The organism is uncultured Tateyamaria sp. (assembly GCF_947503385.1).
Classification (GTDB): domain Bacteria; phylum Pseudomonadota; class Alphaproteobacteria; order Rhodobacterales; family Rhodobacteraceae; genus Tateyamaria.
The window spans coordinates 639460-661816 of record NZ_CANNDO010000002.1 but is presented as its reverse complement, the minus strand read 5'-3'; the positions used below and the strand labels follow the sequence as shown (position 1 = coordinate 661816).

The window sequence follows — 22357 nt, the reverse complement described above, 5'->3', positions numbered from 1 at the left end:
GACACTGAACCGCGCACCGGCCCGCCAAGGGCCAAGTAATACTGGCCCGAGACGCAATTAACCGCTATGCTGCGCGACAAGCATTCCGAAACAATCGGAAGCACGAGGCGGTAGACAGGCAGCAAGGCGGCAGATCATGACAGAGATGGTCTATGGCGCGGTCCCGGAGCGGATCGGCGAACCCATACTTCCAAAGTGGTGGAGAACGGTCGACAAATGGTCCCTGACCTGTGTGTTGATCCTGTTTGCCATTGGCCTTTTGCTGGGCCTCGCGGCGTCGGTGCCATTGGCTGAAAAGAACGGGTTTGGTCCCTTTCACTATGTGACCCGGCAGGCGTTCTTTGGCGGGCTGGCGATCATCGTGATGGTTGTCACCTCAATGATGTCGCCCACGGTGGTGCGCCGTCTGGCGGTGCTGGGTTTTCTGGTGGCGTTTGTCGCATTGGCGCTTTTGCCCTTTTTCGGCACTGATTTCGGCAAAGGCGCGGTGCGGTGGTATTCGCTGGGCTTTGCGTCGATACAACCCTCTGAATTTCTCAAGCCGGGTTTTGTGGTGGCCGCCGCATGGATGCTGGCGGCCAGTCAGGACCTGAATGGCCCGCCCGGTCGGGTCTGGTCCTTTGCCTTGTGCATCTCAATTGTTCTCATGCTGGCGCTGCAACCCGACTTTGGTCAGGCCTGCCTTGTGCTCTTTGGGTGGGGGGTGATGTATTTCGTGGCAGGCGCCCCGATGCTGCTGCTTGTGGGCATGGCAGCGCTTGTGATCCTTGGCGGATCGGTTGCGTATAGTAATTCTGAACATTTTGCCCGCCGCATTGACGGGTTTTTGAACCCCGATGTCGACCCGCGCACGCAGTTGGGCTATGCCACGAATGCCATTCAGGAAGGCGGCCTTTTTGGCGTTGGTGTGGGAGAGGGGCAGGTGAAATGGTCGCTGCCTGACGCGCATACCGATTTTATCATCGCGGTGGCGGCTGAGGAATACGGGCTGGTCCTCGTCCTATGCATCATCGCGCTTTACACCGGCATCGTTGTCCGGTCGCTAATCCGGCTGATGCGGGAACGCGATACGTTCATTCGCCTTGCGGGAACGGGGCTGGCCTGCATGTTTGCGGTGCAGGCGATGATCAACATGGGTGTTGCGGTGCGGCTGTTGCCAGCCAAGGGCATGACGCTGCCCTTTGTCAGCTATGGCGGGTCGTCCGTGATTGCCTCCGGCATCGCGGTGGGGATGCTTTTGGCCTTTACCCGGTCCCGGCCACAGGGCGAGATTTCGGACCTGCTCCGGGGGCGGAGATGACCCAGCCGCTTCTCCTCATTGCGGCGGGGGGCACGGGTGGGCACATGTTCCCGGCCCAAGCGCTGGCCGAGGCGATGTTGCAGAAGGGCTGGCGCGTCAAGCTGAGTACGGATGCGCGCGGGGCGCGCTACACCGGTGGGTTTCCGCATTCCACAGAGATCGAACAAATCTCATCCGCCACCTTTGCGCGCGGCGGCCTTTTGGCCAAGGCAGCGGTGCCATTCCGCGTTGCGGGTGGTATCGTCGGGGCCACGGTCAAAATGATGCGCGACAAGCCCAGCGTCGTCGTCGGTTTTGGTGGCTACCCGACCATTCCGGCCATGTCTTCCGCCACGCTCTTGCGCCTGCCGCGCATGATCCACGAACAGAACGGCGTATTGGGCCGGGTGAACCAGATGTTCTCCAAGCGTGTGGATGCGGTGGCTTGCGGTACATGGCCGACCGTTCTGCCCGATGGGGTTCAGGGCACGCCTGTCGGCAATCCCGTTCGCGGGGCCGTGCTCGACCGGGCAGGGGCCGCCTATATCCCGCCTGGCGATTACCCGATGGAAGTGCTTGTGATCGGCGGCAGTCAGGGCGCGCGCATCCTCAGTGATGTTATTCCGCCCGCTCTTGCACAATTGCCGATGGAGCGGCTGCGCAACATTCGGGTGAGCCATCAGGCCCGTGGCGAGGACGAAGCCCGGGTTCGGACGTTTTACGATGAACACGGGATCACGGCAGACGTGCAGCCCTTTTTTCAGGACGTACCGCGTCGCATGTCTGAGGCGCAGTTGATCATCAGCCGGTCTGGTGCATCCTCTGTCGCGGACATTTCTGTGATTGGGCGACCGTCGATCCTGATCCCCTATGCGGCGGCCACTGCTGACCACCAGACCGCGAACGCGCGCGGGCTTGTGGACGCGGGCGCCGCCATTCTGATCCCGGAAAGCCAGTTGAACGTGGATGCCGTTGCGGAACAAATCGCGGCCGTGCTGGACAATCCGCACGGGGCGCTGCAGATGGCCAACGCTGCGCTGTCGGTCGCACGGCCCGATGCGACCGAAGCCCTCGTGACACTTGTCGAAACCCTCGCACAGAAAGGGACTGCATGAACGCCGCCACCAAATTGCCCGGAGACGTGGGCCCCATTCATTTCGTCGGCATCGGCGGGATCGGCATGTCCGGCATCGCAGAAGTGCTGTTGAACCACGGTTACGTGGTGCAGGGCTCTGACCTCAAAACCTCCAAGATCACAGACCGGCTGGCCGAACTGGGCGCGCATATTTTCGAAGGTCAGAAGGCGCAGAATATCGCGGATGCAGAGGTTGTCGTGATCTCCTCCGCGATCAAACCCGGCAACCCGGAACTGGACGCCGCCCGTGCGCGTGGCCTGCCCATCGTGCGGCGGGCCGAGATGTTGGCCGAGTTGATGCGTCTGCGGTCGAACATTGCGATTGCGGGCACGCATGGCAAGACGACAACCACCACGATGGTCGCGGCCCTGCTGGACGAGGGCAACTTTGACCCCACGGTGGTCAATGGCGGGATCATCCACGCCTATGGCTCGAACGCACGCAAGGGCGACGGCGAATGGATGGTGGTTGAGGCCGACGAAAGCGATGGCACCTTCAACCGGTTGCCCGCGACCATTGCCATCGTGACCAATATCGACCCCGAGCATATGGAACACTGGGGCACCGAAGAGGCGCTGCATCAGGGGTTTTATGACTTTGTGTCGAACATCCCGTTCTACGGCCTTGCCGTGTGCTGTACCGACGACCCGGATGTGCAAAGCCTTGTGGGCAAGATCACGGACCGGCGCGTGACGACCTACGGGTTCAACGCACAGGCCGATGTGCGGGCGATGAACCTGACCTACGAGAACGGCGTGGCACATTTCGACGTCGCACTGCAGGCCGAAGACCAGATGATCGAAGGGTGCAGCCTGCCCATGCCGGGTGACCACAACGTGTCCAACGCGCTCAGCGCCATCGCAGTGGCGCGGCATTTGGGCATGAAAGGCGATGAAATCCGCACCGCGCTGAAAAATTTCGGCGGCGTCAACCGCCGCTTTACCCGTGTGGGCGAAGTTGAGGGCGTGACGATCATCGACGATTATGGCCACCACCCGGTGGAGATTGCGGCCGTGCTCAAGGCGGCGCGCCAAGCGACAGAGGGGCGCGTGATCGCTGTTCACCAGCCGCACCGCTATACGCGCCTGCACCACCATTTCGATGAATTTTGCGCCTGTTTCAACGACGCTGACGTCGTGGGCATTGCAAATGTATTTGCCGCCGGTGAGGACCCGATCGAGGGGGCCAGCCGCGATGACCTCGTGGCGGGGCTTATCCGTCATGGCCACCGTCACGCCCGCGCGGTTGTTGATGAAAACGATCTGGAACGGCTGGTCCGCGAACAGGCGCGGCCCGGCGACATGGTTGTGTGCCTTGGCGCGGGCACGATCAGCACATGGGCAAACGGTTTGCCAAGCCGGTTGCAGAAAGGTGCCGCGTGAACATCGTGCGGCACATCGCTGTCGGCGCAGGTCTGGCTGCGGCCGCAACGCCTGCGCTTGCCGGGTTCAATGAGGGCGATTCATTTGGCCCGTCAACATCGGAGCTGCTGGCGCTTGGGGCCCTTGGTCTGATTGCATTGCCGGTGGGGGCGCTTTTGACATTCTCGGGACTGGAGCGGCTGTTTCGGGCTGTGTTCTGGTTTCTGGCCTTTTGTCTGGCCTTGCTTGTGGTGGCTGGCGCGATGCTGGCGGGGCAACTGGTTGCAATCCTAGTCCTGATAGCCGGTGTCGTCGCGATCCCGGCGGTTGCTTTCTTTTACCTCGGCGGGCTGCTGGGCCGTATCGCGCGACGCAAGCGGACGAAGGTCGCCGCGTGATGCTGTTCTGGGCCTGCATCCTCTGGGTCTTTGCTGCGACAATTGTCGCTATGTTGCCAATGCGGCGCCAATATGTGCCGGGCGTTGCTTTGCTGGCGGTGGCACCGCTGCTGATTTTGTGGATCGGCATATCTGTCGCGTGGTGGGCCGGTGTTCTTGCTTTGGCGGCATTCATCTCCATGTTCCGCAACCCGCTCCGGTATTTCTGGGCCAAGGCGCGGGGGCAGAACCCGCATTTGCCAAAGGAGTTGCGTGAATGAGCCTGTCATTGATCCTTGCGTGCGTCTGGGCCGCTCTGGCCAACGTGATCGCGATGTTGCCCAGTAAGGATCACCACTGGACCAATGCCTATTTTCTGATTGCTGCGGGCATCCCGATCCTTGGATATGTGACGTGGCAACACGGTCCCTGGATTGGTCTGTTGGTGCTGGCGGCGGGTATGAGCGTGCTGCGGTGGCCGGTGATCTATCTGTCCCGGTGGATCAAGGGGAGGGTGCAGCGGTGATTGCTGCGCTCGCCGCCGCCTGCCTCGCGGCAGGGATCGCCATGGGCTATGTGCTGGCGCGGCGGTTCTGGCTGCGGGCGTGGGTGGGCCTGATCCTGTTGTGCGTGGCGCTGACTGTGGCCGTGTTTGTCGATGCGTTCCCGATCGAGGTGGTGCCGGGCCATGTGGCCGCTGCGGTTTTGCTTTTGCTGGTCCCGCCGCCGCTGGGCGCAGGTCTGCTGGTGGGCGGGGTGCTGGCCTTGTTCGTGCGCCGCCACAGCAAGTCATCTTGACCTTCGCGCTTGCGCGCGCCATGCCGCACCCATGAGTTACAATCTGCCTGAGGTTCGCGGCACCTTGACGCCGCAGCGCGATCTTTCGACGCTCACGTGGTTGCGGGTGGGCGGGCCTGCGGATTGGGTGTTCATGCCCGCCGATCCTGATGATCTCGCGCATTTTCTGTCGGCATTGGACCACGCGACCCCGGTGTTTCCGATGGGCGTGGGCAGCAATCTGATTGTGCGCGACGGCGGTCTGCGGGCCGTTGTGGTCAAACTGGGCCGAGGGTTCAACAGCATCGATATCTCGGGCGATACTGTCACCGCTGGTGCCGCCGCGCTTGATGCGCATGTGGCGCGCAAAGCGGCAGAAGCGGGGCTCGACCTGACTTTTCTACGCACCATTCCGGGATCTGTCGGTGGGGCGGTGCGGATGAACGCGGGGTGCTACGGCTCTTATGTGGCGGATGTGTTGCAAAGCGCCGATGCGGTGCTGCGCGACGGCAGCCGCATCACCTTGACCGCCAGCGACCTCAACTTCGCCTACCGCCAAAGCACGTTGCCCGAGGGGGCTGTGCTGACATCGGCGACGTTCCGCGCGCCCATGGGCGATCCAGAGGCGTTGGCCACGCGCATGGAAGAACAGCTGGCCAAACGCGATGCGACCCAACCCACCAACGACCGCAGCGCGGGGTCCACATTCCGCAACCCGGCCGGGTTTTCGTCGACCGGGCAGGCGGACGACGTCCATGATCTCAAGGCGTGGAAGGTCATTGACGATGCCGGAATGCGCGGCGCGGCGCGAGGCGGCGCGCAGATGAGCGAAATGCACTCCAACTTCCTCATCAATACCGGCACGGCCACCGCCGCCGACCTCGAAGGTTTGGGCGAAGAGGTGCGGAAAAAGGTTTACGATTCCAGCGGGATCACGCTAGAATGGGAAATCATGCGCATAGGCGATCCCGGGTAAGGATCCCTGCACGCAAAACGTCGGAAAAACGGCAATCAATGAGAGCGCGCAAAAGCGTTCCGGGACGAAGAGGCACATGGGCGGTCGGACGAGCAGCTCGTCCCCCAAAGTGGCGGTGTTAATGGGTGGCCCCTCGGCAGAACGCGAGGTGTCGCTGGCAACTGGCAAACCTTGCGCCGCCGCGTTGAGGGACACGGGACACGAAGTGATCGAGGTCGATGCAGGCCCCGACCTGTGCGGCGTATTGCAATCCATTCAACCCGACGCTGCCCTGAACTGCCTGCATGGCCGTTGGGGAGAAGATGGCTGCGTGCAGGGGATGCTTGAATGGTTGGGCATTCCCTATTCGCATTCCGGCGTACTGGCCTCTGCGCTCGCGATGGACAAACAGCGCAGCAAAGAAGTGTACCGCGCCGCGGGCCTTCCGGTGGTCGACAGTATCATCGCCCCCTCCGATGAGGTACGGACGCGGCATGTGATGCAGCCCCCCTATGTGGTGAAACCCAACAACGAAGGGTCGAGCGTTGGTGTCTATCTGGTGAACGAAGACGCCAATGGCCCGCCGCAGCTGGATGACGACATGCCAGACCACGTGATGGTCGAGGCATTTGCGCCCGGACGTGAATTGACCACAACTGTGATGGGCACGCGCCCGCTGGGCGTCACCGACATCATCACCGATGGTTGGTACGATTACGACGCCAAGTACAAAGCGGGCGGCAGCCGTCACGTGATCCCGGCGGATGTGCCGACCGAGATTTACGAGCTTTGCCAGGATTACGCTGTGCGCGCTCACAACGCATTGGGTTGCCGTGGTGTGAGCCGCACCGATTTTCGCTGGGACGAGAGCAAAGGGCCAAGTGGCCTGATCCTCCTTGAGACCAACACACAACCCGGAATGACGCCCACATCTCTGACGCCGGAACAGGCACAGGCGGCGGGTATTTCATTTGGTGAGCTGTGTGCATGGATGGTGGAGGACGCTTCGTGCAACCGCTAAAGCGTGATCCCGCTCCGTCGCGTTGGGCCTGGCGCCTGCAACGTCTGATGTTGACGCCTGTGTTCCGGGTCGGCTTGCGCGTGGGGTTGCCCTTTGCGCTGACCTTTGGCGGTGCATCCCTGTGGCTGTCGGTGCCTGAAAACCAGACGCTGGTGACCGACACGGTGGCCGATATCCGGGCCAGTATCGAGGAACGCCCCGAATTCATGGTCAATCTGATGGCCGTCGATGGGGCGGATGCGCCGCTGAGTGCGGCGATCCGCGAGGCTGTGCCGCTCGACTTTCCGCTGTCTTCTTTTGACCTTGATGTCGAGGATATCCGCGCGACGCTGGCACAGATGCCGCCGGTGCAAAAGGTGACCGTGCGCATCCGTCCGGGCGGTATTTTGCAGGTTGGCGTGACCCCACGCACCCCTGCCGCAATCTGGCGCACCGCGGATGGGCTGTATCTGGTGGATGTAAACGGCGTTGAATTTGCTCAAGTGTCGGGCCGCGCCGCGCGTCCTGATTTGCCCGTGATCGCGGGCGAGGGCGCGCCGGATCACGTGCCCGAAGCGCTTGCGCTGGTGCAGGCGGCGTCTCCGCTCGGAGAGCGGCTGCGCGGGTTGGTCCGGCTGGGCAACCGTCGCTGGGATGTGGTGCTGGACCGGGATCAGCGGATTTTGCTGCCCAGTGAAAACGCCGTGCGTGCGCTGGAACGCGTGATCGCGCTGGAAGGTGCCCAAGAGGTGCTGAGCCGCGATGTCGCGCGGATTGATCTGCGTCTGGCGGACCGCCCGACCGTGCGCATGACCCAGACGGCAACCCAAGAATGGTGGCGCATCCGTGCGCTGAATTTGACGAATGAGTAGTGTTTGATGACTGACCTTTATGCCTCCCAACGCTCGATGCGCCATATGCGCAAGATTGCCATGCAGCGGGGCGTTGTCGCCATTCTGGATGTCGGCAGTTCCAAGATCGCCTGCCTTGTGCTGCGCTTTGACGGCACCGCCAAGCTGGGTGAAGAGGGCGAGATCGGGTCGCTGGCGGGGCAGTCCGGGTTCCGGGTGATCGGGGCGGCCACCACTCGGTCGCGCGGCGTGCGCTTTGGCGAAATCTGCGCCATGCAAGAGACCGAGCGCGCCATTCGCACGGCCCTTCAAGCCGCACAAAAGATGGCGGGTATCCGGGTAGACCATGTCATCGCCTGTTTCGCGGGCGCAGAGCCACGCAGCTACGGGCTTGATGCGCAACTGGACCTCGAAGGGCAGGTGGTCACCGAAGACGACGTGGCCCGCGTATTGTCGCGCTGCGACGTGCCAGAGATCGGCACAGGCCGCGAAGTGCTGCACGCCCAGCCCGTTAACTTTGCGCTCGACAACAGGTCCGGCCTGTCGGACCCGCGCGGACAACTGGGCAACAGCCTTGCCGTGGACCTGCACATGCTGACCGTGGATGCCGCCGCCGTGCAGCATCTGGCGCACTGTATCAAACGCTGTGACCTTGAATTGGCAGGCATCGCGTCGTCGGCCTATGCGTCCGGTATCGCCGCGCTGGTCGAGGATGAACAAGAGCTTGGCTCGGCCTGTATCGACCTTGGCGGCGGAGCCACGGGCGTGTCGATCTTTATCAAGAAACACATGATCTACGCCGACACGGTACGTATGGGCGGCGACCATGTGACCAGTGACATTTCCATGGGGCTGCAAGTGCCCATGGCCAACGCCGAGCGGATCAAGACTTTTTATGGCGGGGTTCATGCCACTGGCATGGATGACCGCGAGATGATCGAAATCGGCGGCGACACCGGCGATTACGAACATGACCGTCGCACCGCGTCGCGCGCAGAACTTATCGGCATCATGCGCCCCCGTGTGGAAGAAATCCTCGAAGAAGTGCGGGCCCGTCTGGACGCCGCCGGTTTTGATCATCTGCCCAGCCAGCAGATCGTATTGACAGGGGGTGCCAGTCAGATCCCCGGTCTGGACGGTCTGGCGTCGAAAATTCTGGGCCAGCAAGTCCGCTTGGGCCGACCGTTGCGGGTACATGGTTTGCCGCAGGCCGCCACCGGCCCCGGATTTGCCTCGGCAGTGGGTCTCGCGCTGTTTGCCGCGCATCCGCAGGACGAGTGGTGGGATTTCGACATTCCACACGACCGTTATCCGGCGCGTTCGCTGCGGCGCGCGGTCAAGTGGTTCCGCGACAATTGGTAAAACATGCGCATGGGAATGCGGCCTGCGGTCGAATCGATTTGCAATTTCCGTTTGTTTCGTTAGACTTATCCACAAGGTCCATCAGAGGCCCGTGGCAAGATCGAGCAGGTCACCACAACCAAAACGAGAATATTTGCCGCACGTATGCGCGGTGATCGCCGCGGCGCAAAGGGCGCGGCCCGCTTGTGCTGCATTACCTTCATGCCGCAACATATTGCCGCCTCAGCGAAATGCCGCCAAACGCGGGCGATATGTCCCCATATTTTGTGGTTTTTAACGCATTTCCGGGTGACGTTTGCCCTGTAGGGCGATAGGATTGCGCCAGTTTAGGCACAAGAACAGCCGCGCACGCGGCATATCAGACAGGCGGAAATTGCGATGACCTTAAACCTTTCGATGCCAGGGCATGACGAGTTGAAACCCCGTATCACCGTATTTGGTGTGGGCGGGGCCGGCGGAAACGCCGTGAATAATATGATTGAAAAACAGCTGGATGGCGTTGAATTTGTGGTCGCCAACACCGACGCGCAGGCGCTGCAGCAGTCGGCTGCGAACAACCGGGTGCAGCTGGGCATCAAAGTGACCGAAGGTTTGGGCGCGGGCGCACGTGCCACTGTCGGTGCCGCCGCCGCAGAAGAATCAATTGAACAGATCGTCGACCATCTGGCGGGCGCGCACATGTGCTTTATCACTGCCGGTATGGGCGGTGGCACAGGGACCGGCGCTGCACCCATCATCGCGCAAGCCGCGCGTGAACTGGGCGTGCTGACCGTTGGCGTTGTCACCAAACCCTTCCAGTTCGAAGGGGCCAAGCGGATGCGTCAGGCCGAGGACGGCGTTGAGGCGCTGCAAAAGATGGTCGACACGCTGATCATCATCCCGAACCAGAACCTGTTCCGCCTTGCCAATGAAAAGACGACCTTTACCGAGGCGTTCTCGATGGCGGATGACGTGCTGTATCAGGGCGTCAAAGGGGTCACGGACCTGATGGTTCGCCCCGGTCTGATCAACCTCGACTTTGCGGACGTGCGCGCCGTGATGGACGAGATGGGCAAGGCGATGATGGGCACGGGCGAGGCCGACGGCGAAGACCGCGCCATCCAAGCCGCCGAAAAGGCGATTGCCAACCCGCTGCTGGACGAAATCAGCCTGCGCGGGGCCAAGGGTGTGCTGATCAACATCACTGGCGCGCACGACCTGACCCTGTTCGAACTGGACGAGGCCGCCAACCGCATTCGCGAAGAGGTGGACCCGGACGCCAACATTATCGTGGGCTCGACCCTCGACACGGCTATGGAAGGCATGATGCGCGTGAGCGTTGTGGCCACCGGCATCGACGCCACCGAAGTACAGACAGACATCCCTGTACCACGGCGGTCGATGGCTGCACCACTGACCACAACCGTTTCGGCCGAGGCACCCGCCGCAGATCCGATCCCCGAACCGGCCCCCGCCATCGTGGCCGAAGCCGCCGAAGAGCCGATGCTGTTCGAAGGCATGGATGTGGAAAAAGCCGCAGCCGAGGATATGGCCGAAGACATCTTTGCCGACGAAGCGCCGGTTGCCGCACAGGACGACCTGCCACCCCCGGCTTACCAGCCTCAGGTCGCTGCGTTCGAGCCGACGCAAGACACCGACACGCCACCTGCCGAGGATTTTGTGGCACCGCGGGCACCAGCCCCCGGCACCCCATCGCCTGAAGCGTTGGCACGGTTGCGCGCCGCCACCCAACGTGCCGGCGGCGGCGCAGCACCGCAGCACCCCGGTGCCACGGCAGAGCCAAATGCGGCGGATAAACCCCGCTTTGGGATCAACTCGTTGATCAACCGGATGACCGGTTCTGCCGAAACACCCGGCGCGGCACCGCAGCCTGCGGCACGCCAGCAGCCCCCGGTTCAGGCCGCACGTACGGCCGCGCCCGCACCTGCGCCAGCGCCACAACCGACAGATGCAGTCGACCCCGATCAGGAGCGGATCGAAATCCCCGCCTTCCTGCGGCGTCAAGCCAACTGATACCGCTCACATTTGTGAACAAGGGTCGCATTTATGCGGCCCTTTTTTCGTTTGAAGACAGATAGTTATAGAGTGCTGAGCGACGCTGAGCCGCTCTGTTACGCCGATGTTTCAGACCGTTGCAAAGATTGAGTTGTGACCCACGGCACCAACCCTTACCTCTCAGGTCGTTAACAAACCTCATGGGTGGGTCCGTGCAGACAACTGTCAAATCTTCGATTTCCTTTACAGGATGCGGCTTGCATTCGGGCAAGACCGCCCGGATCACGATCCGGCCTGCAATGGCGGAGCATGGCATCTGGTTTCAGCGCGTAGACCTCGACACTGCTCCGCTGATCCCGGCGCGTTGGGATGTCGTGCGCCAGTCGCCGCTGTGCACCACGCTGGTGGGCGAGAATGGCGTGACCGTCAGCACCGTGGAGCATGTGATGGCCGCCCTTGCGGGCTGCGGCGTGCACAATGCATTGGTGGAAATTGACGGTCCCGAAGTGCCGATCCTCGACGGGTCCGCCGTGCCGTTCGTGCGCGGTATCGTGCAGCGTGGCCTGCGCCACTTGCCTGCCCCCGTGCGGGCCTATGAAGTGCTAAAGGATGTGTCTGTCACATCTGGCGAGGCCACCGCGTCGATCGGGCCCAGCCAAGTGCTGCGCATCGATTTTGAAATCGATTTTGCCGACAGAGCCATTGGCCGTCAGTACAAATCGCTGAACATGTCCAACGGCAGCTTTGCCCGCGAGTTGAGCGACAGCCGCACCTTCTGCCGCAAGGATGACGTCGCGAACATGCAGGCCAATGGCCTTGCCTTGGGCGGTGCTCCGGGTGTGAATGCGGTTGTGTTTGACGGCGATCAGGTCACCAGCCCCGGCGGTTTGCGCCATTCGGACGAACCCGTCCGTCACAAGATGCTGGATGCGCTTGGCGATCTGGCCTTGGCTGGTGCGCCGATCATCGGACACTATGTTGGCACGCGCGCGGGCCACACGCTGACCAATCAGCTTTTGCGCACTTTGTTCGCCACACCGGACGCCGTGCGGATGATCACCTGTGACGCCGCAACGGCCCAACGTCTGCCGGGATACGGCCTTGTCTGGGACGAGATCCCGGCCGTGGCGTAAGCGGCTCGAAAAATCGTCATTTTCCCCTCCCAAACCTTTGTGCTAGAGACAGTCAACAGCCTCGTTTTTGAGGGCGGTGAGCAGAAATGGGATGGCACGGCATGATCTTTGGCGCGTCGAAAATCGGTCTCGCGGCAATGCTGGCTGCGACAGTGGGCCTGACGGCCTGCGGCGACCGCAATGACCGGCCCACCACGGGTGGCTTTTTCAATCGACAGGAAATCCCGCTCGAGAGTTTTTCGCCCCAGCAAATCTTTGAACGGGGCGAGTTCGAGTTGGAAGAGGGCGACCCGACCGACGCCGCATTCTACTTTGGTGAGATCGAACGGCTCTATCCCTATTCCGATTGGGCGCGCCGGGCACTGATCATGCAGGCCTTTTCCTATCATCAGGACAAGGACTATCCCAACAGCCGGTCATCTGCGCAGCGGTTCATCGACTTTTATCCCGATGATGACGACGCCGCCTATGCGCAGTATTTGCTGGCCCTCAGCTATTATGACCAGATCGACGAGGTTGGGCGTGATCAGGGCCTAACATTTCAGGCTCTGCAATCGCTGCGTGAGGTCATCGAACGCTATCCCAACAGTGAATACGCCAAAACGTCGATCCTGAAATTCGACCTTGCCTTTGACCATCTCGCCGGCAAGGAAATGGAAATCGGGCGTTATTACCTGCGCCGCGATCACTACGCGGCTGCCATCAACCGGTTCCGCGTGGTGGTTGAGGATTTCCAGACCACTACCCACACGCCCGAGGCGCTGCACCGTCTGGTCGAGGCGTATCTGTCGCTGGGCCTTGATGCAGAGGCGCAGACCGCTGCTGCCATTTTGGGTCACAACTACCAGTCGACCGACTGGTACGAGGACAGCTATAATCTGCTGACCGGGCAGGGCCTGCGGCCGCGCGCCATCGGCAACAGCTGGCTGGCGCAGATCTACCGTCAGACGATCCGGGGCCGTTGGCTCTGACACAGACGGGACGGGGCGACGCGCGCCCCGCTTTACGGGGGTAGAGCCGGGATGCTGCGCGGTCTTGATATATCCGACATGCTGATCATTGATCGGCTCGAGCTGTCCTTTCAGCCCGGGCTGAACGTGCTGACCGGCGAGACGGGCGCGGGCAAATCCATCCTGCTGGATGCGCTTGGCTTTGTGCTGGGGTGGCGGGGGCGCGCTGATCTGGTGCGGCAGGGGGCGGCGCAGGGCGAGGTGACAGCGTGGTTTGATCTGGCACCGGAACACCCTGCTTGGGCCGTGCTCGAAGAGGCGGGAATGCCCACTGATGATGAGTTGCTGTTGCGCCGGGTGAACACCGCTGAGGGGCGCAAAACCGCATGGGTCAATGGCCGCCGCTGTCCTGGTGAGGTGTTGCGCGCCTTGTCCGAGACACTGATTGAACTGCACGGGCAGCATGATGATCGCGGACTGCTGAACCCGCGGGGGCATCGCACCATCCTTGATGCCTTTGCCGGGATCGACATGTCGGACACGCGCGCCGCATGGCGTGCGGCAGGCGACGCCCGCAAGGCGCTGGAACGGGCAGAAGTGGCCATGGCCGCTATCCGCGACGAAGAGGAATTCCTGCGCCATGCGGTGGCCGAGCTTGAGGCGATAGACCCGCAACCTGGGGAAGAGGCCAAATTGGATGCAGCCCGCCGTCTGATGCAGGGGGCTGAACGCACCCGCGAAGACGTGGCGCGCGCGCACGGCGCGGTGGGCTATGACGGTGCCGAAGGGGCGGTGACAGACGCGATGCGCTGGCTCGAAGGGGTCGCGGAACAGGCTGACGGCGCGCTTGATGCGCCGCTGGCGGCCCTGTCACGCGCCTTGGCCGAACTGGGGGACGCAAGTGACGGGATTGCGGGGGCGCTGGACCGGCTGGCCTTTAATCCGTCCGATCTGGAAGACACCGAAGAGCGGTTGTTTGCGATGCGCGGACTGGCTCGCAAACATGATGTGGCCCCGGATGATCTGGCCGCGCTGGCGCAGAGCTTGCGGGGCAAGCTGGACGCGCTGGATGCCGGTGATGCCGACCTTGCCGCGCTGCGGACGGCACTGACACGGGCCGAGGTGGCGTATGATACCGCCGCCGACGTGCTGAGCGATCAGCGCCGCAAGGCCGCGGCGCGGCTCGACAAGGCGGTGATGGCGGAACTGGCCCCGCTCAAGATGGAACGGGCCGTGTTCGAGACGCAGATCACGCCCGACGATGCTGGCCCGGCGGGCCGGGATGGTGTTGCCTTTACCGTGGCGACCAACCCCGGTGCACCTGCCGGTCCTCTGGCCAAGATCGCATCCGGTGGGGAACTCAGCCGGTTTCTGCTGGCGCTCAAGGTTTGCCTGCAGGGCGGGCGCGACGGTGTCACCATGATCTTTGACGAGATTGACAGGGGCGTGGGCGGTGCAACAGCGGATGCCGTGGGGCGCAGGCTGGCTGCGCTGGCCGAGACGGGGCAGGTGCTGGTTGTGACGCACTCGCCACAGGTTGCGGCATTGGGCGCGCATCACTGGCGTGTCGAAAAATCCGTATCCGACGGAATGACAACCACAAACGTTGTGCCGCTGGCCGAACCCGACCGCGTGCATGAAATCGCGCGCATGTTGTCTGGCGACACCATCACGGATGAGGCACGGGGTGCTGCCCGCGCGCTGTTGGGCAATTAGGCCTCCCGGCATACGTGTATGCGACACCATGGCGGCGCGCATCCCTTTCATGTGAGGTACGACTCAGCCTAGGGTGTTGGGGCAACGCCCTTTTTTCAGGCCCACCTCATGGCCAACCCTAAGATCCCGCAACCGTTTGAAACCGCCGTTACCGCCTGCCGGGACGGATGGAAGCTGCTGCGGCATCGCGGACCCAGCCAGATTCAGTTCTGGTTTATCGCACTTGCTGTCGGCATCGCGGCGGGGTTTGCCGCGCTGTTTTTCCGCAAGGGGATCGAAGCGTTACAGGCGCGGCTATACGGGACAGAGGATGTGCAGTACCTGCACAGTTTTGTGTCGTCGCTGCCGTGGTATCTGATCCTGATCATTCCGGTGATTGGCGGTTTGCTGACCGGGATCATCCTGCACATGTTCACCAAGGACGGAATTGCGCGCGGCGTGGCCGACGTGATCGAAGGTGCCGCATTGCGCGACGGGCAGGTCAGCACCAAAGCGGGCGTCGCCTCTGCGGTGGCGAGTTTCATCACGCTGTCCTCTGGCGGCTCGACGGGCCGGGAAGGTCCGGTGGTCCATATTGCGGCCGTGATCTCAACCAAAGTGTGCCGCTGGATCAAGGCGGACGGGATCACGGGGCGCGATTTGCTGGGGTGCGCCGTAGCTGCGGCCGTATCGGCGAGCTTTAACGCCCCGATTGCCGGTGCCCTGTTTGCGCTGGAGGTGGTGCTGCGCCACTTTGCGGTACACGCTTTTGCACCGATTGTGATTGCGAGCGTGGCCGGGACGGTCATCAACCGGCTGGAATACGGCGATGTAACGGAATTTATGCTGCCGGTTGGAAACACGCTGGTGTTTTATCAGGAACTGCCCGCGTTCCTGCTGCTGGGCCTGTTGTGCGGGTTGGTGGCTGTGGTGCTGATGCGCGCGATCTTCTGGACCGATGATATCGGGACGGCGGTGCAGCGGCGTACAGGCCTGCCGCGCTGGTTGCGCCCGGCCTGTGCCGGTCTGCTCTTGGGGGCGATGGCGATTTTCTATCCGCATATCATTGGGGTCGGGTATGAAACCACGTCGCTGGCGCTGACCGGGCAACTGGCACTGAACGAGGTGGTCATTTTTGTGGTGCTCAAGACGGCGGCTGTCGCGGTGACGATGGCAGGGCGTATGGGGGGCGGGGTGTTTTCGCCCTCTTTGATGATTGGTGCGCTGACCGGGTTGGCCTTTGGTCTGGTGGCGACGGGTATTTTTCCCGACGTGTCGGGGTCCGAGACGCTATATGCGCTGGCGGGGATGGGCGCGGTGGCAGCGGCCGTTCTGGGCGCACCCATCTCGACGACGCTGATCGTGTTTGAATTGACGGGGGACTGGCAAACCGGGCTTGCGGTGATGGTCGCGGTGTCGATGTCGACCGCGCTGTCGTCACGCTTGGTGGACCGGTCATTCTTTCTCACCCAGATTGAGCGAAAAGGCGTGCATCTGGCGGCGGGGCCGCAGGCCTACCTGCTGGCAATGTTCCGCGTCAGTTCGGTGATGCGCGAGGTCGATGATCCGCGCGGCATGGACGAAGCGCGCGCGTGGGAGTTGATCGGCGAGGGGGTCTATGTCGATGCAGCGGCCACGTTGGAGGTGGCGATGCCGATCTTTGACCGTTCGATGGTGCCGTTCATTCCGGTGGTGACCTTGACCGGCGAGAATGCAGCGCCCGAGTTGCAGGGCGGGCTGTTTCACGTCGATGCGCTTAAAGCCTATAACCGGGCGTTGGCGGCGACAGCGGCGGAAGAGCACAGCTGAGCCCGGCGGGCGGCACTGTTTGCTGCGCAAATGCGCCCGCCCACCGACCCTTGATCGCGCCTGTGGCTGCTGTTCAGTCTTCTGTGTGGGTGAGTTTGGGCACATCCGACGCGCCGGCGGAACCGCGACCGGACAGCGATGGGTTTTCCATGAAGAACCGGTGGCAATTGAAGGCGAATGTGCCCTCGGGCACGTCTGGCCGGACAAATTTACCCTCGGGCCCCATGACCCAGCTTTGCGCGACATCGGCAAGGTTGGCGGCCATGACCTGACTGACGATCTGAGCCTTGACCGTGGCGTTTTCGATTTCGACCAGGGTTTCCACCCGCCGGTTCAGGTTGCGGCCCATCCAGTCGGCGGAGGAGATAAACACGCGCGCTTTCTTTGAGGGCAGCCCATGGCCGTTGCCAAAACAGACGATGCGGGAATGTTCGAGGAACCGACCGACGATGGATTTGACACGGATGTTTTCGCTGAGGCCCGTGATCCCGGGCCGCAAGCCGCAGATGCCACGGATCACGAGGCTGATCTTTACCCCGGCTTGGCTTGCGGCATAGAGCGCATCAATCACTTCGCTGTCGATCAGCGAATTCATCTTGGCCCAGATTTCGGCCGGTTTGCCAGCCTGCGCATGGTCTGCCTCGGCGGCGATCATCTCGAGCAGACGGGGCTTCAGCGTTTTGGGCGAAATGGCCAGATTGTCGAGATCCTGTGGCGGAGCGTAGCCCGACAGAAAGTTGAACACTTTGGTTGCGTCGCGCCCCAGCTTGGGGTCGCAGGTAAACAACGACAGGTCGGTGTAGATGCGCGCCGTGCCGGGATGATAGTTGCCGGTGCCGTAGTGGGTATATGTGACCAGTTCGTCCCCCTCGCGGCGGACGACGGTGCTGATCTTGGCATGGGTTTTGAGGTCAAGAAAACCGTAGACGACATGCGCGCCGGCCCGTTCCAGCCGCCGGGATTGGCGGATGTTGGCGGCCTCGTCAAAGCGCGCCTTGAGTTCCACAAGGGCGGTGACGGATTTGCCGTCCTCTGCCGCCTCGCACAGCGCTTCGACGATCGGGGAATTCTTGGACGTGCGATAAAGCGTTTGCTTGATCGCGACCACATCCGGGTCGCGCGCGGCCTGCTGAAGAAAACGCACCACCATGTCGAACGTCTCGTAGGGGTGCTGAAGCAGCATGTCTTTTTGGCGAAAGGCGGCCAGCATGTCGCCTTCGAAATCGGTCACGCGTTCGGGGACGCGCGGCGTGAAACTGGGCCAGAGCAGGTCCGGGCGGGCATCCAGCACCAATTCGCTGAGATCCGAGATGCCAACCATGCCGTCCAGTTCGATCACCTCGGAATCCGTCACGGCAAGCTCGCGCATGATCACTGTCTTGAGCGCCTTGGGTGCGCCGGCGGAATGGGTCAGGCGCACGACCTCGCCCCGGCGGCGCCGTTTGAGGGCAACCTCGAATTCGCGCACGAGGTCTTCTGCCTCATCTTCGACCTCAAGATCGCTGTCGCGCAGCACGCGAAAGCCGAAATGGGTCTTGAGTTTGTAGCCGGGAAACAGGTCAGGGATGTGCAGCACCAGCAACTCTTCGAGCGGCAAAAACCGGTGACCTTCGCCCGGCAGGGCAACGAAACGATCGATCTGGGCGGGGATGGGCAACAGCGCCTGAAGGCTGCGCTTGTCGGATTTGCGTTCCAGTTGCAGCGCCAGCGCATAGCCCATGTTTGGGATAAAGGGGAACGGATGTGCTGGATCAATGGCCAGCGGAGACAGGACCGCAAAGACGCGGGACAAAAACACCTTGGCCAGATGCGCGCGGTCACTTTCGCTGAGGTCTTCGGGGCTGAGGATGGAGATACCTTGCGCCTCCATCTCGGCCTTGAGGCCGGTCAGCACGCGTTGCTGCTGCGCCAGAAGATTGCGCGCATCCTCGTTGATGAGGACCAGCTGTTCTGCCGGGCTGAGCCCGTCGGCGGCGGGCGTGGTATTGCCCGCCATCGCCAGTTCGCGCAGGCCCGCGACACGTACGGTGTAAAACTCATCCAGATTGCCCGCCGAAATCGACAGGAACCGCAACCGTTCGAGCAGCGGCACGCGCGGGTTTTCGGCCTCTTCCAGTACCCGCCAGTTGAACCCCAGCCAGCTCAGTTCGCGATTGAAGAAACGCGCCGGGCTCGACGTGTCGAGATCGGGCAATGTCTGCGGCGCAGGGAAGTCTGATTTGAGAAAGTCGGCGTTTGTCATGGACAGCCATGTGGCAGGGGTATGTGACGGTTAAGTGACGACTATTCGCCGCCTTTGTCCGCCTTGTCCAGCACTTGGGCCGCAAAGGCGCGGGTCAGGGCGCGCTTTTGCGCGAGGCTGCTGGCGTCGAGGGCGGACACCATGTCGCGTGCGGCTGCAAAGCTGCGGTCCATATGGCGGAGCAGATAGGGGATCACGTCCGGCTTGGGCACCAGTTGACGATCGGCAAAGAGTTTGGCTAGCACCGCAGCCAGCAGCGTGTCGTCGGGCGCATCAAGGCGGGCGTGGCCTGCCGCGTCCATGCGGCTTTGCAGATCGGGCAGGCTGAGCCCCCAGTGCCGTGGTGCAGCCTGTCCGGTGACGAGCAGCGGCAGGGCTGCAGCTGCCATGAGGTTATGGAGATGAAAAAGAGCCGTCTGCGCGTCGATATCGTCGGCGATAGTCTCCACATCCTCAACCGCGAGAGGGGCTTTGGCCAGCGCCTCGACATCCGCGTCGCAAAGATCACGCGCCGCAACGATCCGCGCGCCAGCGGCATCGGCCCAGACATGGGCCAGATGCGTCTTGCCCGCGCCCGCAGGCCCGGTCAGCGCCAGCTTGTGTTTGGCCCAGTTTAGCCAATCATCCATCATCGCCAGTGCCACGGCGTTGGACGGTGCGACAAGAAAATCGTCGCGCCCCAGTGCGGGGCGCACCGGAAGATCAAGGCCAAGCTGTGTGGCCATGGGATCAGTCCTCGGCCTCTGGCGCGTTTTGCACATCTTGGTGCGACAGGCCTTTGTAAAGGCGGCTGTCTTTGTAGCGGTCAATGACAAAGCGTACGATTACGCCAAGGGCTGCCGCCACGGGCACGGCCACCAGCATCCCGACAAAACCAAAGAGCGCGCCGAAAACGGACAGTGACAGGATCAGCCAGACCGGATGCAGCCCGATGCTGTCGCCCACCATTTTGGGGGTCAGCACATTGCCCTCGATCAACTGGCCCACCTGAAAGATAGCCGCGACGGCAAGGATCCAGAGCCAGTCGCCCCAAAACTGGAACAGCGCAAGGCCGATGGCCAGAGCCCCCCCAACGATGGCCCCCACGTAAGGAATAAAGGTCAGCAGACCGGCGACAAAACCAACGACCAGCCCGAATTGCAGCCCGATCAGCATCAGCGATATCGCGTAATAGGCGCCGAGGATGATACACACGGTCCCCATGCCACGGATAAAGGCGGCGAGGGTGTCATCCACCTCGCCTGCCAGACGCCGGATCACCGGCGCATGGTCACGCGGCAAAAGCGCGTCGACGCGTTCGATCATCCGGTCCCAGTCGAGCAGCAGGTAGACGGCGACCACCGGGACAATGACAAACAGCACGATAATGTTAAGCAGACTTGCCGCCGAGGTGATCGCGGAATTGAGCAGTTGCCCACCGCGTTCGGAGACGGTTTCGCCAATGCTTTTGAGGCTTTGGTTGATGGTCGAGGTTTCGTCCGCAAGGCTTGGGAAACGCTCGGTCAGGAATGTCGTGATATTGCCCGCAAGTTCTGGTGCTACGTTGAAAAGCTGAATGGCCTGTTGCACCAGCGTCGGGATGATCAGCAATGCGGCCAAGACAAAGATCAGGATTGCCCCGATGGTGATCACGCCCGTGGCCATGCCCCGGCTGAGGCCGCGGTCTTCCAGCCAATCCGCAACCGGATCGAGGAAATAGGCGATGGCCGCACCGAGAAAGAAGGGCAACAGCACGTCACCCAGCGCATAGAGCAAAAGCATCACCACCACTGTGGCGATGCCCCAGTATTTCAATTGATCTCGGACGGGCAGGGCCATGGGCGCTCCGGTGTTGCGGTTTGCCAAGAAATGCGGGGTTTTGTGCCGCGCTGCAACCCTGACGTTGCCAAAATGAGCGCTGACGCGCCCGCGATTCACTTTTTCTGATGAGGGGTTTCACCCCTCAAACTCCCCATGGTATTTTCGGTCAGAAGAAGCGTTGCGGGGCTGGGGGGTTTGTCCTAAGCAAGCGGCACCTAATCCGGAGATCCGTCATGCGTCTGAGCCGTTATTTTCTGCCTGTGCTCAAGGAAAACCCCAGCGAGGCGCAGATCGTCAGCCATCGGTTGATGTTGCGGGCGGGGATGATCAAGCAAGCGAGCGCGGGGATCTATTCGTGGCTCCCATTGGGGTTCAAGGTGCTGCGGCGGCTTGAGGATATCGTGCACGAGGAACAGGTGCGCGCGGGCCACGTGCCGATGCTGATGCCCACGTTGCAATCTGCGGACCTGTGGCGCGAGAGCGGGCGTTACGACGATTACGGGCAGGAGATGCTGCGCATCAGCGACCGGCATGGCCGTGACATGCTGTACGGTCCCACAAATGAAGAACTGATCACGGATATCTTTCGGAGCCATGTGGGGTCTTACAAGGACCTGCCGCTGACGCTTTACCACATCCAGTGGAAATTCCGGGACGAAATCCGGCCCCGCTTTGGTGTGATGCGGGGGCGCGAATTCTTTATGAAGGACGGGTACACGTTCGACCTGACGAAGGAAGACGCGCTGCACGCCTACAACCGGCATCTGGTGAGCTACTTGCGGACCTATGAACGGATGGGTCTGCAGGCCATCCCGATGCGAGCGGACGGGGGACCCATTGGGGGAGATTACACCCACGAATTCCTTGTGCTCGCTGAAACGGGCGAGAGCGAGGTGTTTTATGACAGTGCGGTCACCGACCTGAGCTTTGGCGATCGCGAGATTGACTATGACGACGTGGCGCAATGCGCGGGTGTGCTTGAAGAATTCACCTCGAAGTACGCGCGCACGGATGAAACACATGATCTGGAGCTGTTCAATCAGGTGCCGATGGACCGTCAGCGTGTGGCGCGGGGCATTGAGGTTGGGCAAATCTTTTACTTTGGCACCAAGTATTCCGAGCCCTTGGGCGCCGTGGTGCAAGGACCGGATGGCAAACAGGTGCCAGTGCATATGGGCAGCCATGGCATTGGTGTGAGCCGCCTGATCGGGGCGATCATCGAGGCCAACCATGACGATAACGGGATCATCTGGCCCGAAGGTGTCACACCGTTCCATGCGGGGATCGTGAACCTGAAACAGGGTGATGCCGAAGCGGACGCGGCGTGCGAGGCGCTCTACAAGAGCCTTGAGGCTGCCGGGCTGGAGCCACTTTATGATGACCGGGACGAACGGGCCGGGGGCAAATTTGCGACCATGGACCTGATCGGATTGCCGTGGCGTATTACCGTGGGGCCGCGGGGGCTTAAGAACGGCGTGGTCGAACTGACGTCGCGGCGCACAGGCCAGAGCGAAGAATTGCCACCCAAGGAGGCAATTGCGCGGCTCATCGACATTTACGCCCCGCACAAGGGACACACGTTCGAGCATTGGGAGCCAATGGCGCGCCAGAGCTTCCACACCTGGCTGTGATCCG

20 protein-coding genes are annotated in these 22357 nt (G+C 62.1%); 17 read left to right on the top strand and 3 right to left on the bottom strand.

Annotated elements, in window-relative coordinates; all coding sequences use genetic code 11:
* The first annotated feature begins 136 nt into the window (after window positions 1-136).
* From ftsW to Q1A85_RS09275, 16 genes are all read left to right on the top strand, one after another.
* Complete coding sequence (ftsW, locus tag Q1A85_RS09350) at window positions 137-1300, top strand: putative lipid II flippase FtsW (RefSeq protein ID WP_299687636.1); 1164 nt, start codon at window positions 137-139, stop codon at window positions 1298-1300.
* On the top strand, window positions 1297-2394 hold the full coding sequence (locus Q1A85_RS09345; protein ID WP_299687634.1) for a UDP-N-acetylglucosamine--N-acetylmuramyl-(pentapeptide) pyrophosphoryl-undecaprenol N-acetylglucosamine transferase: 1098 nt from the start codon (window positions 1297-1299) through the stop codon (window positions 2392-2394). Before ftsW ends, Q1A85_RS09345 begins: the two co-directional genes overlap by 4 nt.
* On the top strand, window positions 2391-3797 hold the full coding sequence (murC, locus tag Q1A85_RS09340) for a UDP-N-acetylmuramate--L-alanine ligase (protein ID WP_299687631.1): 1407 nt from the start codon (window positions 2391-2393) through the stop codon (window positions 3795-3797). The genes Q1A85_RS09345 and murC overlap by 4 nt, the downstream gene beginning before the upstream one ends.
* Window positions 3794-4174, top strand: coding sequence for a hypothetical protein (locus Q1A85_RS09335; protein ID WP_299687628.1), 381 nt, complete (start codon window positions 3794-3796; stop codon window positions 4172-4174). The genes murC and Q1A85_RS09335 overlap by 4 nt, the downstream gene beginning before the upstream one ends.
* On the top strand, window positions 4174-4434 hold the full coding sequence (locus tag Q1A85_RS09330) for a DUF2484 family protein (RefSeq protein ID WP_299687625.1): 261 nt from the start codon (window positions 4174-4176) through the stop codon (window positions 4432-4434). The genes Q1A85_RS09335 and Q1A85_RS09330 overlap by 1 nt, the downstream gene beginning before the upstream one ends.
* Window positions 4431-4679 (top strand): DUF2484 family protein, encoded by a 249-nt coding sequence (locus tag Q1A85_RS09325; protein WP_299687622.1) that lies wholly within the window; start codon window positions 4431-4433, stop codon window positions 4677-4679. The genes Q1A85_RS09330 and Q1A85_RS09325 overlap by 4 nt, the downstream gene beginning before the upstream one ends.
* A complete protein-coding gene (locus Q1A85_RS09320; RefSeq protein ID WP_299687619.1) occupies window positions 4652-4951 on the top strand; it encodes a hypothetical protein in 300 nt (99 codons plus the stop codon). The genes Q1A85_RS09325 and Q1A85_RS09320 overlap by 28 nt, the downstream gene beginning before the upstream one ends.
* A gap of 31 nt (window positions 4952-4982) precedes the next feature.
* Window positions 4983-5906, top strand: coding sequence for a UDP-N-acetylmuramate dehydrogenase (gene murB / locus Q1A85_RS09315; protein WP_299687616.1), 924 nt, complete (start codon window positions 4983-4985; stop codon window positions 5904-5906).
* Window positions 5907-6027: 121 nt separating this feature from the next.
* A complete protein-coding gene (locus tag Q1A85_RS09310) occupies window positions 6028-6906 on the top strand; it encodes a D-alanine--D-alanine ligase (RefSeq protein ID WP_299687614.1) in 879 nt (292 codons plus the stop codon).
* 47 nt (window positions 6907-6953) lie between these two features.
* Window positions 6954-7757 carry a cell division protein FtsQ/DivIB gene (locus Q1A85_RS09305; RefSeq protein ID WP_299687611.1) on the top strand — a complete coding sequence of 268 codons (804 nt, stop codon included), beginning with the start codon at window positions 6954-6956 and terminating at the stop codon, window positions 7755-7757.
* Between the two features lie 6 nt (window positions 7758-7763).
* Complete coding sequence (gene ftsA, locus Q1A85_RS09300; protein WP_299687587.1) at window positions 7764-9098, top strand: cell division protein FtsA; 1335 nt, start codon at window positions 7764-7766, stop codon at window positions 9096-9098.
* A 378-nt stretch (window positions 9099-9476) separates the two neighbouring features.
* Entirely contained in the window at window positions 9477-11111 is a 1635-nt protein-coding gene (gene ftsZ / locus Q1A85_RS09295) for a cell division protein FtsZ (protein WP_299687584.1), read from the top strand.
* A gap of 194 nt (window positions 11112-11305) precedes the next feature.
* Window positions 11306-12226: a UDP-3-O-acyl-N-acetylglucosamine deacetylase gene (gene lpxC, locus Q1A85_RS09290; RefSeq protein WP_299687581.1), complete on the top strand. Its 921-nt coding sequence runs from the start codon at window positions 11306-11308 to the stop codon at window positions 12224-12226.
* Between the two features lie 137 nt (window positions 12227-12363).
* Complete coding sequence (locus tag Q1A85_RS09285) at window positions 12364-13197, top strand: outer membrane protein assembly factor BamD (protein ID WP_299688579.1); 834 nt, start codon at window positions 12364-12366, stop codon at window positions 13195-13197.
* A 51-nt stretch (window positions 13198-13248) separates the two neighbouring features.
* Entirely contained in the window at window positions 13249-14892 is a 1644-nt protein-coding gene (gene recN, locus Q1A85_RS09280) for a DNA repair protein RecN (protein WP_299687578.1), read from the top strand.
* 108 nt (window positions 14893-15000) lie between these two features.
* Entirely contained in the window at window positions 15001-16680 is a 1680-nt protein-coding gene (locus Q1A85_RS09275) for a chloride channel protein (RefSeq protein ID WP_299687575.1), read from the top strand.
* A gap of 73 nt (window positions 16681-16753) precedes the next feature.
* Here the strand turns inward: Q1A85_RS09275 and Q1A85_RS09270 are convergent, their stop codons facing one another.
* The 3 genes from Q1A85_RS09270 to Q1A85_RS09260 are packed head-to-tail and all read right to left on the bottom strand — an operon-like array spanning window position 16754 to window position 20740.
* Window positions 16754-18922 carry an RNA degradosome polyphosphate kinase gene (locus Q1A85_RS09270; protein WP_299687572.1) on the bottom strand — a complete coding sequence of 723 codons (2169 nt, stop codon included), beginning with the start codon at window positions 18920-18922 and terminating at the stop codon, window positions 16754-16756.
* Window positions 18923-18963: 41 nt separating this feature from the next.
* The gene (locus Q1A85_RS09265; protein WP_299687569.1) at window positions 18964-19647 is read right to left on the bottom strand and encodes a chromosomal replication initiator DnaA; all 684 of its coding nucleotides are present in this window, start codon (window positions 19645-19647) and stop codon (window positions 18964-18966) included.
* A gap of 4 nt (window positions 19648-19651) precedes the next feature.
* Window positions 19652-20740, bottom strand: coding sequence for an AI-2E family transporter (locus tag Q1A85_RS09260; RefSeq protein WP_299687566.1), 1089 nt, complete (start codon window positions 20738-20740; stop codon window positions 19652-19654).
* 215 nt (window positions 20741-20955) lie between these two features.
* Here Q1A85_RS09260 and proS point away from each other — a divergent pair, with 215 nt between their 5' ends.
* On the top strand, window positions 20956-22353 hold the full coding sequence (gene proS, locus Q1A85_RS09255; RefSeq protein WP_299687563.1) for a proline--tRNA ligase: 1398 nt from the start codon (window positions 20956-20958) through the stop codon (window positions 22351-22353).
* The last annotated feature ends 4 nt before the right edge of the window (window positions 22354-22357 follow it).